The organism is Catellatospora vulcania (assembly GCF_009720385.1).
Lineage (GTDB): Bacteria > Actinomycetota > Actinomycetes > Mycobacteriales > Micromonosporaceae > Catellatospora > Catellatospora vulcania.
The window spans coordinates 117,014-132,107 of sequence record NZ_WARX01000001.1; the positions used below are offsets into that span (position 1 = coordinate 117,014).

Consider the following 15,094-nt stretch of genomic DNA (forward strand, 5'->3'; position numbering starts at 1 on the left):
CCATGGCCGGGCAGGTACGAGTTCTCCGTCGGCGGATCAAGGCGACCCGCTCGACGAAGAAGATCACCAAGGCGATGGAGCTGGTCGCGACCAGCCGCATCGCCAAGGCTCAGGACCGTGTCGCGGCGTCGCTGCCCTATGCGAACGCCATCACCGGCGTGCTCACCGCGCTGGCCTCGAACACCAACGCCCAGCACCCGCTGCTGGTCCCGCGTGACCCGGAGCACCGGGCCGGCGTGCTGCTCATCACGAGCGACCGCGGCCTGTGCGGCGGTTACAACGCCAACGCGATCAAGCTCACCGAGCAGCTGATCTCGCGGCTCAAGGCGCAGGGCAAGCAGGTGGCGCTGTACGTGATCGGCCGCAAGGGGATCACCTACTACACCTACCGCGGGCGCGAGCTCGCCGGTAGCTGGAGCGGGTTCTCCGAGCAGCCGCGGTTCGAGGACGCGCGCCGGGTCGGCGAGCTGCTGATCCAGGCGTTCGTGCACGGCGCGGACGACGGTGCGGACCACGCGGGTGACGACGGCGTGCTGGGCGTGGACGAGTTGCACATCGTCTACACCGAGTTCAAGTCGCTCATCAGCCAGAACGCCTCGACGAAGATCTTCGCGCCGATGCAGGTCGAGGAGCGCGAGGGCAACAAGGGCGAGCTGCTGCCCGCGTACGACTTCGAGCCGAACGCGGAAGAGCTGCTGGACGCGCTGCTGCCGAAGTACATCAACACGCGGATCTACGCGGCGTTGCTGGACTCGGCGGCCAGTGAGTCGGCGTCGCGCCGCCGGGCGATGAAGAGCGCCACGGACAACGCCGAAGAAATGATCAAGTCGCTGACGCGGGAGATGAACTCCGCCCGCCAGGCCGCGATCACCCAGGAAATCAGCGAGATCGTCGGCGGCGCGAACGCGCTGGCGGCGGCGGGGAGTGAATGATGACCACTGCTACTGACACCAAGGCGGGCGTCGGTCGAGTCGTCCGGGTCATCGGCCCGGTCGTCGACGTCGAGTTCCCGCGCGACGCGATGCCTGAGATCTTCAACGCGCTCAAGGTCAACGTTACCCTGAGCGAGGGTGAGCGCACGCTGACCCTGGAGGTCTCCAACCACCTCGGCGGCAACGTCGTGCGTGCCATCTCGATGCAGCCGACCGACGGTATGGTCCGCGGCGCGAAGGTGACCGACACGGGTGCCCCGATCAGCGTGCCGGTCGGCGACGCCACCAAGGGCAAGGTGTTCAACGTCCTCGGCGAGTGCCTGAACCTGGAGAAGGGTCAGACGCTCGAGGTTTCCGAGCGCTGGCCGATCCACCGCAAGCCTCCGGCGTTCGCCGAGCTGGAGCCGAAGACCGAGATGCTGGAGACCGGCGTCAAGGTGATCGACCTGCTGGCCCCGTACGTCAAGGGCGGCAAGATCGGTCTGTTCGGCGGCGCGGGCGTGGGCAAGACGGTGCTCATCCAGGAGATGATCATCCGCGTTGCCCGTAACTTCGGTGGTACGTCCGTCTTCGCGGGCGTCGGTGAGCGCACCCGTGAGGGCAACGACCTCATCGCCGAGATGGCCGAGGCCAACGTGCTGGGCGACACCGCCCTGGTGTTCGGCCAGATGGACGAGCCCCCGGGCACCCGTCTGCGGGTCGCGCTGTCCGCGCTGACCATGGCCGAGTACTTCCGCGACGTGCAGAAGCAGGAGGTGCTGCTCTTCATCGACAACATCTTCCGCTTCACGCAGGCCGGTTCCGAGGTGTCCACCCTGCTCGGCCGTATGCCGAGCGCCGTGGGTTACCAGCCGACCCTCGCCGACGAGATGGGTGAGCTCCAGGAGCGCATCACCTCGGTGCGTGGCCAGGCCATCACCTCGCTGCAGGCCATCTACGTGCCCGCGGACGACTACACCGACCCGGCGCCGGCGACCACCTTCGCCCACCTGGACGCGACCACGAACCTTGAGCGCAAGGTGTCCGACAAGGGCATCTACCCCGCCGTGGACCCGCTGGCCTCGTCCTCGCGAATCCTGGCCCCGGAGTACGTCGGCGCGGAGCACTACGCCGTCGCCACCGAGGTGAAGCGGATCCTGCAGAAGTACAACGACCTGCAGGACATCATCGCCATCCTCGGTATGGACGAGCTCTCCGAGGACGACAAGATCACCGTGGCCCGGGCCCGCCGGATCGAGCGGTTCCTGTCGCAGAACACCTACGCGGCCAAGCAGTTCACCGGTGTCGAGGGTTCGACGGTGCCGGTGAAGGAGACCGTGGAGGCGTTCAAGCGCATCTCCCAGGGCGACTACGACCACGTCCCGGAGCAGGCCTTCTTCATGTGCGGCGGTCTCGACGACCTCGAGAAGAACTACCGCGAGCTGACCAAGTAGGTCGGTTCCGCGAAAAGAGGCCCCTCCCCACCGGGAGGGGCCTCTTTTCGTCATGAGGAGCCTTCGTCGCATCTGCCTCGTTAGCCACATCATGGTGGCGAAACGGTGGCGTGCCGCGGCGCGCTGGGCGCGCTGGAGTGTGCTCGCGGGTACGGCCCTGATGATGCTGAGCGGCGCGTCCCTGGTCACCGTGGACCGTGTGCTCGCGCGCTACGAAGGCGCGATCCACAAGGACGACCTCTTCGGCGACGAGTCGGGCCGAGCGGCGCCGCCCCGCCCGGAGGACATCAAGGGGCCGCTGAACATCCTGCTGGCGGGCATCGACCCGCGGCACGACGACCCGTTCTGGATCCCGCGGGCCGACTCGGTCCTGGTCATGCACATCCCCGCCGGCCTCGACCGCGGCTACCTGTTCTCGCTGCCCCGGGACCTGCTGGTGGCCATCCCGCCGTTCCCCAAGGCCGGCTACGGCGGCAACCCCGCGGACAAGCTCGCGCACGCGATGTACTTCGGCTCGATGGTGCCCGGCGACCGGCGCGCCAACCACGCCCAGGGCTTCGAGTTGCTGGCCGCGACGGTCAGCCAGTACACCGGGATCCCGCGCTTCGACGCGGGGGCGATCATCGACTTCAGCGGGTTCAAGGACGTCATCGACGCGCTCGGCGGGATCGACATGACGGTCGACGAGCGGGTCGCCTCGATCCACCTGGAGCCCGACGGCGACCCCCGGGACCGCGGCGCGAGCAGCACCGGCTACGTGGGCGAGCAGATGGTCTACGAGCCCGGCCTGCGCCACTTCAAGGGCTGGCAGGCACTGGACTACGCCCGGCAGCGCTACGTCACCGGCGGCGACTACGCCCGCCAGCGACACCAGCAGCAACTGGTCCGCGCCATGATCTCCAAGGCGTTCAGCGACGACGTGCTGACCGACCCGCTGAAGATGGACTCGGTGCTGCGCGCGGCCGGGCAGTCGCTCACCTTCAGCGGCCGCGGGCACGGCGTGATCGACTGGGCCTTCGCGCTGCAGGACCTGCGCCCGAGCACCGTGCACATGGTGAAGCTGGCCGGCGGCGGGGTGGGCCGCTACGTCGTAGACAAGGGCAAGGGCGACGACGAGGGCGACGGCGGCGACGACGGGGATGACGGCGGCGACGACGGGGACGACGGCGACGACGACAAGAAGGACGACAAGAAGAAGAAGTCCAAGCCCAAGATGAAGTACCAGTACCAGGGAGAGCAGCTGGACGCGTATTCCCGCCAGTTCCTCGCCTCGGTCGCCGCAGGCTCGGTCGAGAACTTCGTGGCGTTCCATCCCGAAATGCTGGGTAAGTGAGAGTGGCCCGCAGCTCACACTGACCGGTCCTGGTGGGGACCGCTGATCACCGGCGGTTAGACTCGCTGCACCAATCTTGCACACCTGAGGAGTCATCGTGGCCAAGCTGCTCCAGGTCGAGCTCGTCGCCGTCGAGGAGAAGGTCTGGTCCGGGGAGGCCGAGATGGTCATCGCCCGCACCACCGAGGGCGAGCTGGGCGTGCTGCCCAGTCACGCGCCGCTGCTCGGCCAGCTGGCCAACCCCGGCGGGGTGCGCATCATCCTCCCCGGCGGCGAGGAGAAGGCCTACGAGGTCTTCGGCGGCTTCCTGTCGGTGACGACCGAGGGCGTGACGGTGCTCGCGGAGAACGCGACCCCGGTCGCCCCGGCCGCCCGCCACTGAGCGACCAGCGCCCCCGACGACGATGAGGTCGCTGCTGGAAGTAGTCGCCATCGGCCTCGTCGTCCTGCTCGCCCTGCTGGCGGGCCTCTTCGTGCGCCGCGAGGTGTTCGCGCGCGGCCACGGCACCGTCGAGCTCTACCTCCGGCTGCGGCAGACGGCCGGAGGGCGCGGCTGGGCTCCCGGGTTCGCCCAGTTCCGCGGCGACGACCTGCGCTGGTACCGGATGTTCAGCCTGTCTCCGCGCCCCCGCCGCACGCTCTCGCGCCGCGATCTCAAGGTGATCGCCCGGCGGGCGCCCAGCGAGGAGGAGGCGGTGCTGGTGCCCGCCGACTGGGTGGTGCTGCAGTGCGCCGACTCGCGAACCCAGGTGGAGATCGCGATGCCCCTGCACACCGTCACCGGCTTCCTCTCCTGGCTCGAAGCCGCCGCCCCCTACTCCACGTAGCGAGCCCCGCAGCCGCCCGTCAGGGCGCGGGCAGGCGGCGATAGCGGTGCAGGGCGAGCGGGATCGCCGCCAGCAGCGCCGCGGCGACCCAGGCCAGAGCCAGGGGGTACGCCGAGACCGGGTCTGCCGCGGAGGTGGCCGGTTCGTTGCCCCACAGCAGGCGCAGCGCCGTGACGACCGCGGAGACGGGGTTCGCCTCGGCGAGCGGGCGCAGCCACGGCGGCATGGTGTCCTCAGGCGCCAGCACGTTCGACACGAACGTCACCGGGACCAGGCACACCAGCACGGCGGTCCGGGCCGCGCGGGGCGTGCGTAGGGACAGCCCCACGAGCACGGACAGCCACGCGACGGCGTACCCGAAGGTCAGGACCAGCAGGAAGCCCGCCGCGGCCGCAGCGGGGCCGCTGTGGACACGCCATCCCGCGATCACCCCCGTCGCCGCCGCGACGGCCGCTGTCATCGAGATCCGGACCAGATCCGACACGGTACGCCCGAACAGCACCGCGCTCGGCGGCACGGGCAGCGTGCGGAACCGGTCGAGCATGCCCCGGTGCACGTCGCGCGCGACGTCGACGGCGGCCAGCCCCGCGGTGATCGCCACCGCCTGCACGAGCAGGCCCGGGGTCAGGAATCCGGGATAGGAGGCGACGCCCGGTACCCCGATCACACCGCTCAGGACCACCCCGAACAGCAGCATGAACAGCACGGGCTGCAGCAGCGGCAGCGCCAGCAGCCGCGGCTCACGCCGACCGCGCAGCAGCCCGCGCCGGGCCGTGACCCAGGCGTCCTGCGCCGCCGCCGCGAACTCGCTCATGGCTTCACCACGCCGCGCCCGGCGACCGCGCGGGGAACCACCACGGCTCGCCCACCCGGTCGCTGGTCGGGAAGGGCGCCTTCTACAACACATGGCGATGTCAAGGCGCCCTTCCTTTCGCTCATGTCCGGGCCTCCTCGTCGGCCAGGCTGGGGGTGGCTGCTTGGCCGGTGAGCTTGCGGAAGACGTCGTCGAGGCTGGCCCGGTGGATGCCGATGTCGACCGGCTCGATCCCGGCCGCGTCGAGCCGGCGCACCAGCTCGACCAGCGCCTGCGCGCCGGACACGACCGGAGCCTGGACCAGGTGCTGGTCCAGGAAGACCACGGCCTGGCCGCCGCAGACGCGGTTCAGGATGTCCTCGGCGACCTGGGTCTCGGCCCGGTTGCCCAGCACGACCTGCAGCCGCTCGCCGCCGATCTGCCGGGTGAGCTGCTCCGGTGTGCCGCGGGCGAGCACGTGGCCGCGGTCGAGCACCACGATCTGGTCGGCGAGTTCGTCCGCCTCCTCCAGGCGCCGGGTGGCCAGCAGCAGGGTCGTGCCGTCGCGCACCCGCTCGCTGATCACGTCCCAGATGCCCAGCCGGCTGCGTTGGTCCAGCCCCGCGGTGGGCTCGTCCAGCAGGACCACGGCGGGCGCGGCCACCAGCGCGCCGGCCAGGTCGAGCCGGCGGCGCATACCGGCGGGGTAGCAGCGGGCCGGCCGGTGGGCGGCCTCGCTCAGGTGGAACCGTTCCAGCAGCTCCTCGGCCCGGCTCCGGGCCCGGCGGCGGCCCAGCCGGTGCAGCCTGCCGAGCTGCTCCAGGTTCTCGAAGCCGGTGAGGAAGTCGTCCACGGCCGGGCGCTGCCCGCATACCCCGATGTCCTGGCGGGCCCAGCGCGGGTGGGTCAGCACGTCGACGCCGTTGACCAGGCAGCTGCCCGCGTCCGGGCGCAGCAGCGTGGCCACGATGCGCACCGCGGTGGACTTGCCGGCCCGGTCAGGCCCGAGCAGCCCCAGCACGGTGCCCTCCGGCACGCTCAGGGACAGCCCGGCCAGCGCGGTCGCCGAGCCGTACCGCTTGACCAGACCTTCCGCGACGATCGCAGCGGCCATGGACACACGGTAGTCACGGGGTGGGCCCCGCGCGCCGGATCCGCCCTTTTACCGGGTCGCGACCAGTTCGGCCTCGTAGCCCTGCTCGTCCTCCAGGTAGGCCGCGTAGCTGTCCGGGCCGCCCGCGTGCGGGTGCCGGTCGGCGAACAGCAGCCGCCAGCCGTGCTCGCCCGCCGCCGCGACCAGCCGGTCCACGTCCGCGGGCGAGCCCGCGTGCAGCGCCAGGTGGTTCAGCCCGGGGGCACGCCGCTCGTGCCGCCCGCCGACCAGGTCCGGCGAGCTCTCGAAGACCACGTACGCGGTGCCGTGCCGCCAGGAGACGCCGTGCGCCCAGCGCTGGTGCTCTTCCCAGCCCAGCTCGGTCAGCAGCCAGCCCCAGGAACGTTTGGTCGCCGCCAGGTCGGGCACCCACACCTCGACATGGTGCAGGCTCACCGGTTGGCCCCGGGCACCCACTTCACGTCCGCCGCGCCATCGGAATTGGCGACTCTTCCGAGGATGAACAGCAGATCGGAGAGCCTGTTGAGATACTGTGCGGGCAGCGGGCCGGAGCGCTCCGCGTCCACGCTCAGCAGCGCGAACGCCGAACGTTCCGCGCGCCGGGCGGTGGTGCGCGCGACGTGCAGCAGGGCCGCCCCCGGCGAACCCCCCGGCAGGATAAAAGAATCCAGCTTGGCCAGTCGCGCGTTGAACTCGTCGCACCAGCCCTCCAGGCGGGTGACGTAGTCCTGCGTGACGCGCAGCGGCGGGTACTTCGGATCGGGGGTGATCGGGTTGCACAGGTCGGCGCCCACGTCGAACAGATCGTTCTGGATGAGGGTCAGCACATTGCGCACATCATCAGCTAGGTTGCCCAGAGCGAGCGCCACACCCAGTGCGGCGTTGCACTCGTCCACATCGGCGTACGCGGTGATGCGCGGATCGGTCTTGTCCACACGCTCGCCGTTGCCGAGCGCAGTGGTGCCGGCGTCGCCGGTCCTGGTGTAGATGCGGGTGAGGTGAACAGCCATGACAGCGAGCCTAATGGTGGCCGACGGTGGTGACTCCGTCGGCGCGTTGCTGGCGGACGCCCGGATGGGGGGTCCGGCTTCTACGATGGCCGACGTGGATGTGATCCGGGTCAAGGGCGGCGTACGGCTGGCCGGCGAGGTCGGCGTGGTCGGCGCGAAGAACAGCGCGCTCAAGCTGATGGCGGCGGCGTTGCTGGCCGAAGGCGAGAGCGTCATCACGAACGTGCCGCGCATCACCGACATCGCGCTGATGGGGGAGGTGCTACGGCGGCTGGGCGCGGACGTCTTCTTCGAAGACGACCGGGTGCGCATCGACGTGCCCGCGAAACTGCACCCCGAGGCCGACTACGAGCTGGTGCGCCGGCTGCGGGCGTCGATCTGCGTGCTCGGGCCGCTGCTCGCGCGCTGCGGCAAGGTGCGGGTGGCGCATCCGGGCGGCGACGCGATCGGCTCGCGCGGGCTGGACATGCACGTGTCCGGTCTGGCGAAGATGGGCGCGGACATCAGCGGCGAGCACGGCTTCGTCGTCGCCGAGGCCCCGTCGGGCCTGCACGGCGCGAAGATCAGCCTGGACTTCCCCAGCGTCGGCGCGACCGAGAACCTGCTGATGGCTGCGGTGCTGGCCCGTGGCACCACGGTGATCGACAACGTGGCGCGCGAGCCGGAGATCGTCGACATCTGCCAGATGCTGACCGCGATGGGCGCGCGTATCGAGGGGGCCGGCACCTCCGAGCTGACCGTGCACGGCGTGAGCCAGCTCCAGCCCGTCGAGCACGCCACCATCGGCGACCGCATCGTGGCCGGCACCTGGGCCTTCGGCGCCGCGATGACCCGCGGTGACGTGACCGTGCGCGGCATCGACCCGCGCTGCCTGGAGATCGCGCTGGACAAGATCCAGCAGGCGGGCGGCGACGTCGACTACGGCCCCGACTGGTTCCGGGTGCGCCAGGCCGACCGGGCCACCGCGGTGGACGTGCGCACGCTGCCCTTCCCGGGTTTCGCCACCGACCTGCTGCCGATGGCCATCGGCATGGCCGCGGTGGCCGACGGCGTCTCGCTGATCACGGAGAACATCTTCGACGGGCGGTTCATGTTCGCCGAGGAGCTCAAGCGGCTCGGCGCCGACATCCGCATCGAGGGCCACCACGCGATGGTCCGCGGCCGGGACAGGCTGTCCAGCGCGGAGGTCACCGCCAGCGACATCCGCGCCGGAGCCGGCCTGGTCATCGCGGGCCTGTGCGGCGACGGCGTCACCACCGTCCGCGCCGTCCACCACATCGACCGCGGCTACCCCGACTTCGCCCGCGACCTGCGCGCCCTCGGCGTCCAAGTCGAACGCGCCGAAACCCCCGCCGACCCCGAATACGGCTTCTGACCCACCCGCCACCCCGCCACCCCCCGCCGGGCCGTCGCGCCGCGTCGCGTCGCGCAACTCTGAAGGACTTGCGGCCTCAGGACGTCCTGAGGCCGCAAGTCCTTCAGAGTTGCGCAGCGCCGGGCGGGCCGACGACGGCCGGGCCGTGGTCGGCCGTGGTGGTGGGACCGGGTGCCGGCGGCGTTGACGGCAACCGGGGTTCAGCGGGTTTCGCCGACGACGCGGCGGGCGCGGCTGACCTCGTCGGCGAAGACCAGCACCCGGATGCGCCCGTCGGGTGCGGTGGCGAGCGTGGCGCGGATGCCGACGCTGTGCAGATGCTCACGGATGAGCGCCGCGTCGGCGAGGGTACGGACCACGGCGGCGCTGGCGAGCAGGCCGTAGTCGTCGAGGGCAGGGCTCGGCGCGACCGGGACGGCTGGCTCGGCGTCGCGCTGCAGGCCGCGGTGCATGACCACGGCGAGGACCGCGATCGTCAGGATCGCGACCATCGGGCCGGCGAGATAGGCACTAGCAGGCATGATCCCAGTTTGCACCCCGGTGACGGGGTCGCGAGGCCGTTCGCAGCGTCCTGAGCGATCGTTTAGGCTCGACTGCGGTCGGCAGCGCGTCCACCGGCGCCGACGACACGGATGACGTTCAGTGGGAGGCAGGGCAATGGCAGGGAAGCTCGCGGTCATCGGGGCGGGACTCATGGGCGCCGGCATCGCCCAGGTGGCGGCGCAGGCCGGTTGGCAGGTCACGCTGCGCGACCTCGACGACGCCGCCACCGGGCGGGGCCTGGAGGGCATCCGCACCTCGCTGGGCCGGTTCGCCGCCAAGGGCACCATCACCGAACAGGACGCCCAGGACGCGCTGGGACGCATCACCACCACCACGGACCTCGAAGCCGCGGCCGAGGCCGACATCGTGATCGAGGCGGTCTTCGAGAAGCTGGAGATCAAGCAGGAGGTGTTCCGGGCGCTGGACCGCATCTGCAAGCCGGACGCGGTGCTCGGCACCAACACCTCCGCCATCCCGATCACCCAGATCGCCGCCGCCACGTCCCGGCCCGAGATGGTCGTCGGCACCCACTTCTTCTCGCCGGTGCCGATGATGAAGCTGTGCGAGCTGGTCCGCGGCCACCGCACCAGCGACGAGACGCTGGCCGCCGCGCGGGCGTTCGCCGAGGGCATCGGCAAGACCTGCATCGTGGTGAACCGCGACATCGCGGGCTTCGTCACCACCCGGTTGATCGCGGCGCTGGTCGTGGAGGCGGTCAAGCTGGTCGAGTCGGGCGTGTGCACGCCAGAGGATCTGGACACGGCCTGCAAGCTGGGGTTCGGTCACGCGATGGGGCCGCTGGCGACGACCGACCTGACCGGGGTGGACATCCTGGCGCACGCCGCGCGCAACATCTACACCGACACGGCCGACCCGAAGTTCTTCCCGCCGGAGCTGCTCCAGCGCATGGTCACGGCCGGTGAGCTGGGGCGTAAGAGCGGCAAGGGCTTCTACACGTACTGATCGGCGGTCGCACATCGCCCGACCCGCCTTCAATAGACGTTGGCCTATCACATCGAGTTCGATCTGCAAATAATCGATGTGATAGGCCAACGTCTAGGAAAAAGCGTTCACGCGGGGGACAGGGCGCGGCCGAGGAAGTCGAAGGCGGCCGGGGTGATCGAGTTCCAGTAGGTGCGGGTGTGTGCGCCGTCGGCGTACGCCGTGGTGGCGCCGGGGATCGTGGGGGCCAGGGCCCGCACGTCCTCGTAGAAGCCGTCCTGCTTGCCGCACCACAGCGCGACGGGGGTGCCCGCCAGCGCCGCCGCGTCCGCGAAGACCCGGTCGCCACGCGCGACCGCGGGGGAGAAGGCCGCGACCGCGCGGTACGCGCCGGGGCGCGACTCGGCCAGGCGCAGCACCCCGTAGCCGCCCATGGACCAGCCCCACAGGGCCAGCCGGGTGGTGTCGAAGCCGCGCTCGGCGCACCAGGCCGGGATCTCCTCGTACGCCATCCGCTGCGGGTCGTCGGAGCCGGACGGCTCCCAGCGCAACCGCCCGCCGGTCGCCCCGGCCAGCACGAACGGCGGCACGCCGCGGCGGACGGCGTCACTGAGGAAGCGGCCGAAGCCGAAGCCGGGGTAGCTCGCCGCGGTCGCCGACGCGCCGTGCAGGACCAGGCAGACGGGCAGGCCGCGGCCGTCGCCGTGACCCGCGGGCACCGCGGTGTAGAAGTCGACGGTCGCGCCGCGGGCGCTCGACTGCCGCTGCTCCAGCCGCTCGTCGCCGAGCGGCACGTCGGGGATCAGTGCGGCCGCGGTCGTCGCGTCGTCGGGGCCGCGCCGCCAGAGCAGGGCGCCGCCGAGCACCGCCGCGCCGAGGGTCACCCCCGCCGCGGCCTGCAGCACCCGGCGGCGTTCCATCAGCCTTCCCGCTTGGTGGTCCAGCGGAACCCGACCAGGCACAGGATCAGGCCGCCGACGCACCAGGCGGCCAGCACCAGGGCGACCCGGCCCAGCTCGTACGAGCCGGCCACCTCCTGGCTGGCGAAGGACTCGGGCAGGAAGACGCTGCGCAGTCCCTGGCACATCCACTTCAGCGGGAACAGGGCGGCGAACTGCTGCATCCAGTGCGGCAGGTCGCTGTACTCGAAGAACACGCCCGAGGTGAACTGCAGGATCAGCGCGATCGGGGTGACCACCGCCGGCCCGGACCGGCCGGTCTTCGCCACGCCGGAGAAGGCGATGCCGCACAGCGTGCAGGCGATCAGGCCGAGCACGCTGACCCAGCCGAAGGTGAACCACTTCTGGCCGGTGTCGGGCAGGCGGAGGTCGTAGAGGGCCACCGCCACGCCCAGCAGCAGGACGATGGCGATGAAGGCGAGCGCCGCCACGCAGAGGATCTTGCCGGCGAAGAAGACCCATTTCGGCATGGGCGTGCCGCGGTAGCGCTTGAGCACGCCCCGGTCCCGCTCGATGGGGATGGTGATGGCCAGGTTCTGGAAGCCGGTGGCCATGATGCCCGAGGCGATCATGCCGGTGACGAAGTACTGCGACAGGGTCACCGCGGGGATCTCGCCGGGCGGGGTGATGATCACGCTGCCGAAGATGGACCCGAAGATCAGCATCAGCATGACGGGGAAGAGCAGCGTGAAGACCAGGGACTCCCGGGTACGCACGAACTGCTTGAACTCGATCCCGCCCTGCGCCAGGGCCAGGCTGAGCCCGCCCGCCTCCCGCACGGCAGGCTGCGCCGTTTCCTGCTTTGTCAACGTGCTCATGCCGGCTCCTGCCCGTTCTCGCCGATCATCTTCAGGTAGACGTCCTCCAGCGTGGGCCGGGTGACGGTCAGCTCCGGCACCTCGCCGCCGAACGAGGCGGCCAGCCGCTGCACCACCTCGGTGGGCCGGTCGGTGTCCTCGCTGCGCGGGCCGCCCTCTTCGCGCCAGCTCACCGTGGCCGTGGCCAGGTGCCGCCCGCCCAGCTCGGCGGGGGTCGACACGGCGATCATGGTGCCGCGCGCGATCACGCCGACCCGGTCCGCGAGCGCCTCGGCCTCGTCCAGGTAGTGCGTGGTGAGCAGGATGGTGGTGCCGGTGTGCGAGAGCTGGCGGATCAGGTCCCAGAACTCGCGGCGGGCCGCCGGGTCGAAGCCCGTCGTCGGCTCGTCGAGGAACAGCACCTCGGGCTGGTTCACGATGCCCAGCGCCACGTCGAGCCGGCGCTTCTGGCCGCCGGAGAGGGTGTGCGTGCGCGAGTTCGCCTTCTCGGTCAGCCCGACCCGCTCGATGACCTCGTCGGGGTCGGCCGGGTTCGGGTAGAAGCGGGCGAAGTGGCGTACCACCTCATGCACTTTGAGCTCGTCGAACTCGCCGGTGCCCTGCAGCACGATGCCGACCCGGCGACGCCAGTCGCGGTCGGCCCTGGCCGGGTCGATGCCGAGCACCGACACCTGGCCGGAGTCCCGGGTGCGGAAGCCCTCAAGGATCTCCACGGTGGTGGTCTTGCCGGCCCCGTTGGGCCCCAGCAGCGCGAACACCTCGCCGCGCGGCACGGCCAGGTCGACCCCCGCGACCGCGACGTTGTCCGCATAGGACTTGCGCAGCCCGGAAACGCTGATCGCCAGCTCTTCGTGAGTCACACCCGGCACCATACGTCAGGGCCGCATCGAGGCCCGCCGGTGCTCGGCCGGGCGCGAGCGACGCCACGCGGCCTCAGTGAGAATGTTCACCGGCACAAGTTACTGAACGTTCACTTAGCATCGGCGTATGGAGCCTCGTCTAGCCGATCGTGACCGTCCCTGGGTCATGCGCACCTACGCCGGCCACTCGAACGCGGCGGCCACCAACGCGCTCTTCCGGCGGAACCTGGCCAAGGGCCAGACCGGGCTGTCGGTCGCCTTCGACCTGCCCACGCAGACCGGCTACGACCCCGACCACGAGCTGGCCGCCGGCGAGGTGGGCCGGGTCGGCGTGCCGGTGGCGCACCTCGGCGACGCGCGGGCACTGTTCGACGGCATCGACCTGGCCGCCGCGAACACCAGCATGACCATCAACGCCACCGCGATGTGGCTGCTCGCGCTGTACGTCACCGTCGCGCAGGAGCAGGGCGCCGACCCCGCCGCGCTGGCCGGGACGACGCAGAACGACATCATCAAGGAGTACCTGTCGCGCGGGACGTACATCTTCCCGCCCGGCCCCTCGCTACGCCTGACCACCGACGTCGTCGCGTGGACCGTGGCCAACGCGCCCGCCTGGAACCCGGTCAACATCTGCTCGTACCACCTCCAGGAGGCGGGCGCGACGCCCGTGCAGGAGGTCGGCTTCGCGCTGGCCACCGCGGTCGCGGTGCTGGACCGGGTGCGCGACGGCGGTCAGGTCGCGCCCGAGCGCATGGGCGACGTCGTGCAGCGCATCTCGTTCTTCGTCAACTCCGGCGTGCGCTTCGTCGAGGAGATGGCGAAGATGCGCGCGTTCAACCGGCTCTGGGACGAGATCACCCGCGACCGGTACGGCGTCACCGATCCCAAGCAGCGCCGCCTGCGCTACGGCGTACAGGTCAACTCGCTGGGGCTGACCGAGCCGCAGCCGGAGAACAACGTCGCCCGGATCGTGCTGGAGATGCTCGGCGTCACCATGTCCCGCGACGCGCGCGCCCGCGCCGTGCAGCTGCCCGCCTGGAACGAGGCCCTCGGGCTGCCCCGGCCCTGGGACCAGCAGTGGTCGCTGCGCCTGCAGCAGGTGCTGGCGTACGAGTCGGACCTGCTGGAGTACCCCGACCTGTTCGCCGGATCGCACGTCGTGGAAGGGCTGGTCGACGAGATCGCGGACGGGGCCCGCAAGCAGCTCGCCGAGGTGCTGGAACTCGGCGGGGCTGTCGTCGCCGTGGAGAGCGGGCACCTCAAGAGTGCCCTGGTCGCGTCCCTGGCCCGGCGGCGCGGGCGGGTCGAGTCGGGCGAGGACGTCGTCGTCGGCGTCAACCGGTTCGTCGAGACCGAGCCGTCGCCGCTGACCGCCGCGGGCGCGCAGGCCATCGAGCAGGTCGACCCGGCCGCGGAGAAGGCGGCGATCGACGCGGTGCAGCGCTGGCGCGCCGAGCGCGACGGCCAGGCCGCCGCCGAGGCGCTGGACCGGCTGCGGGCCGAGGCCGCCGGGTCGCGCAACCTGATGCCGGCCACGCTGGAGTGCGTACGGGCCGGGGTCACCACCGGCGAGTGGGCCGGGGTGCTGCGCGAGGTGTTCGGCGAGTACCGCGCCCCCACCGGCCTGAGCAGCGGTGTGTCGGGCAGCGGGGACGGAACGCTGGCCAGGGTCCGCGAGCGGGTGCACGCCACGGCCCGCGAGCTGGGTCGTCCGGCGCTGCGGCTGCTGGTCGGCAAGCCGGGGCTGGACGGGCACTCCAACGGCGCGGAGCAGATCGCCGTACGCGCCCGCGACGCCGGGTTCGAGGTTGTCTACCAGGGCATCCGGCTGACCCCGGCGCAGATCGTGGCGGCGGCGGTGCAGGAGGACGTGGACCTGGTCGGCCTGTCGGTGCTGTCCGGCTCACACCTCAACGCGGTGCCCGCCGTACTGAACGGCCTGCGCGCGGCCGGCCTGGCCGACCTGCCCGTCGTCGTCGGCGGCATCATCCCCGAAGACGACGCCGAGGTCCTGCGCGAGGCTGGCGTCGCCCGCGTCTTCACCCCGAAGGACTTCGCCCTCACCGACATCATGTCCGAACTCGTGACGGTCGTCCGCGAACGCCACAACCTGCCCTGACCAAGCGGCCCGCCAACCCGGGTTGATCATGAATTT

At 71.2% G+C, this 15,094-nt stretch carries 16 protein-coding genes; 8 read left to right on the forward strand and 8 right to left on the reverse strand.

Going from position 1 to position 15,094, the window contains the following annotated elements:
• Positions 1-2 precede the first annotated feature (2 nt).
• From F6W97_RS19745 to F6W97_RS19765, 5 genes are all read left to right on the forward strand, one after another.
• On the forward strand, positions 3-932 hold the full coding sequence (locus tag F6W97_RS19745; protein ID WP_155371933.1) for a F0F1 ATP synthase subunit gamma: 930 nt from the start codon (positions 3-5) through the stop codon (positions 930-932).
• A complete protein-coding gene (gene atpD / locus F6W97_RS19750) occupies positions 932-2,365 on the forward strand; it encodes a F0F1 ATP synthase subunit beta (RefSeq protein ID WP_407924591.1) in 1,434 nt (477 codons plus the stop codon). Before F6W97_RS19745 ends, atpD begins: the two co-directional genes overlap by 1 nt.
• Positions 2,366-2,459: 94 nt before the next feature.
• Positions 2,460-3,698 carry an LCP family protein gene (locus F6W97_RS19755; protein ID WP_196279240.1) on the forward strand — a complete coding sequence of 413 codons (1,239 nt, stop codon included), beginning with the start codon at positions 2,460-2,462 and terminating at the stop codon, positions 3,696-3,698.
• A gap of 97 nt (positions 3,699-3,795) precedes the next feature.
• A complete protein-coding gene (locus F6W97_RS19760; RefSeq protein WP_155371939.1) occupies positions 3,796-4,080 on the forward strand; it encodes a F0F1 ATP synthase subunit epsilon in 285 nt (94 codons plus the stop codon).
• Positions 4,081-4,102: 22 nt separating this feature from the next.
• Complete coding sequence (locus F6W97_RS19765; protein WP_155371940.1) at positions 4,103-4,525, forward strand: DUF2550 domain-containing protein; 423 nt, start codon at positions 4,103-4,105, stop codon at positions 4,523-4,525.
• 19 nt (positions 4,526-4,544) lie between these two features.
• Here the strand turns inward: F6W97_RS19765 and F6W97_RS19770 are convergent, their stop codons facing one another.
• From F6W97_RS19770 to F6W97_RS19785, 4 genes are all read right to left on the reverse strand, one after another.
• Positions 4,545-5,339 (reverse strand): ABC transporter permease, encoded by a 795-nt coding sequence (locus F6W97_RS19770; RefSeq protein ID WP_196279241.1) that lies wholly within the window; start codon positions 5,337-5,339, stop codon positions 4,545-4,547.
• Positions 5,340-5,460: 121 nt separating this feature from the next.
• Entirely contained in the window at positions 5,461-6,432 is a 972-nt protein-coding gene (locus F6W97_RS19775) for an ATP-binding cassette domain-containing protein (protein ID WP_155371943.1), read from the reverse strand.
• A gap of 48 nt (positions 6,433-6,480) precedes the next feature.
• The gene (locus F6W97_RS19780; RefSeq protein WP_230686825.1) at positions 6,481-6,867 is read right to left on the reverse strand and encodes a VOC family protein; all 387 of its coding nucleotides are present in this window, start codon (positions 6,865-6,867) and stop codon (positions 6,481-6,483) included.
• Positions 6,864-7,442 carry a cob(I)yrinic acid a,c-diamide adenosyltransferase gene (locus F6W97_RS19785; protein WP_155371945.1) on the reverse strand — a complete coding sequence of 193 codons (579 nt, stop codon included), beginning with the start codon at positions 7,440-7,442 and terminating at the stop codon, positions 6,864-6,866. Before F6W97_RS19785 ends, F6W97_RS19780 begins: the two co-directional genes overlap by 4 nt.
• On the opposite strand from F6W97_RS19785, the gene murA reads away from it, so the two are divergent.
• On the forward strand, positions 7,441-8,817 hold the full coding sequence (gene murA / locus F6W97_RS19790; RefSeq protein ID WP_407924592.1) for a UDP-N-acetylglucosamine 1-carboxyvinyltransferase: 1,377 nt from the start codon (positions 7,441-7,443) through the stop codon (positions 8,815-8,817). The two genes, F6W97_RS19785 and murA, sit on opposite strands and share 2 nt — an antisense overlap.
• Positions 8,818-9,017: 200 nt before the next feature.
• On the opposite strand, the gene F6W97_RS19795 is transcribed toward murA, so the two are convergent.
• Complete coding sequence (locus F6W97_RS19795) at positions 9,018-9,338, reverse strand: hypothetical protein (protein WP_155371946.1); 321 nt, start codon at positions 9,336-9,338, stop codon at positions 9,018-9,020.
• A gap of 136 nt (positions 9,339-9,474) precedes the next feature.
• On the opposite strand from F6W97_RS19795, the gene F6W97_RS19800 reads away from it, so the two are divergent.
• Complete coding sequence (locus F6W97_RS19800; protein ID WP_155371947.1) at positions 9,475-10,323, forward strand: 3-hydroxyacyl-CoA dehydrogenase family protein; 849 nt, start codon at positions 9,475-9,477, stop codon at positions 10,321-10,323.
• Positions 10,324-10,430: 107 nt separating this feature from the next.
• Here the strand turns inward: F6W97_RS19800 and F6W97_RS19805 are convergent, their stop codons facing one another.
• The 3 genes from F6W97_RS19805 to F6W97_RS19815 are packed head-to-tail and all read right to left on the reverse strand — an operon-like array spanning position 10,431 to position 12,939.
• Complete coding sequence (locus F6W97_RS19805) at positions 10,431-11,222, reverse strand: alpha/beta hydrolase-fold protein (RefSeq protein WP_155371948.1); 792 nt, start codon at positions 11,220-11,222, stop codon at positions 10,431-10,433.
• Entirely contained in the window at positions 11,222-12,079 is an 858-nt protein-coding gene (locus F6W97_RS19810) for an ABC transporter permease (protein ID WP_155371949.1), read from the reverse strand. Before F6W97_RS19810 ends, F6W97_RS19805 begins: the two co-directional genes overlap by 1 nt.
• On the reverse strand, positions 12,076-12,939 hold the full coding sequence (locus F6W97_RS19815) for an ABC transporter ATP-binding protein (RefSeq protein ID WP_230686826.1): 864 nt from the start codon (positions 12,937-12,939) through the stop codon (positions 12,076-12,078). Before F6W97_RS19815 ends, F6W97_RS19810 begins: the two co-directional genes overlap by 4 nt.
• A 127-nt stretch (positions 12,940-13,066) precedes the next feature.
• On the opposite strand from F6W97_RS19815, the gene F6W97_RS19820 reads away from it, so the two are divergent.
• Complete coding sequence (locus F6W97_RS19820; protein ID WP_155371951.1) at positions 13,067-15,058, forward strand: protein meaA; 1,992 nt, start codon at positions 13,067-13,069, stop codon at positions 15,056-15,058.
• Positions 15,059-15,094 lie beyond the last annotated feature (36 nt).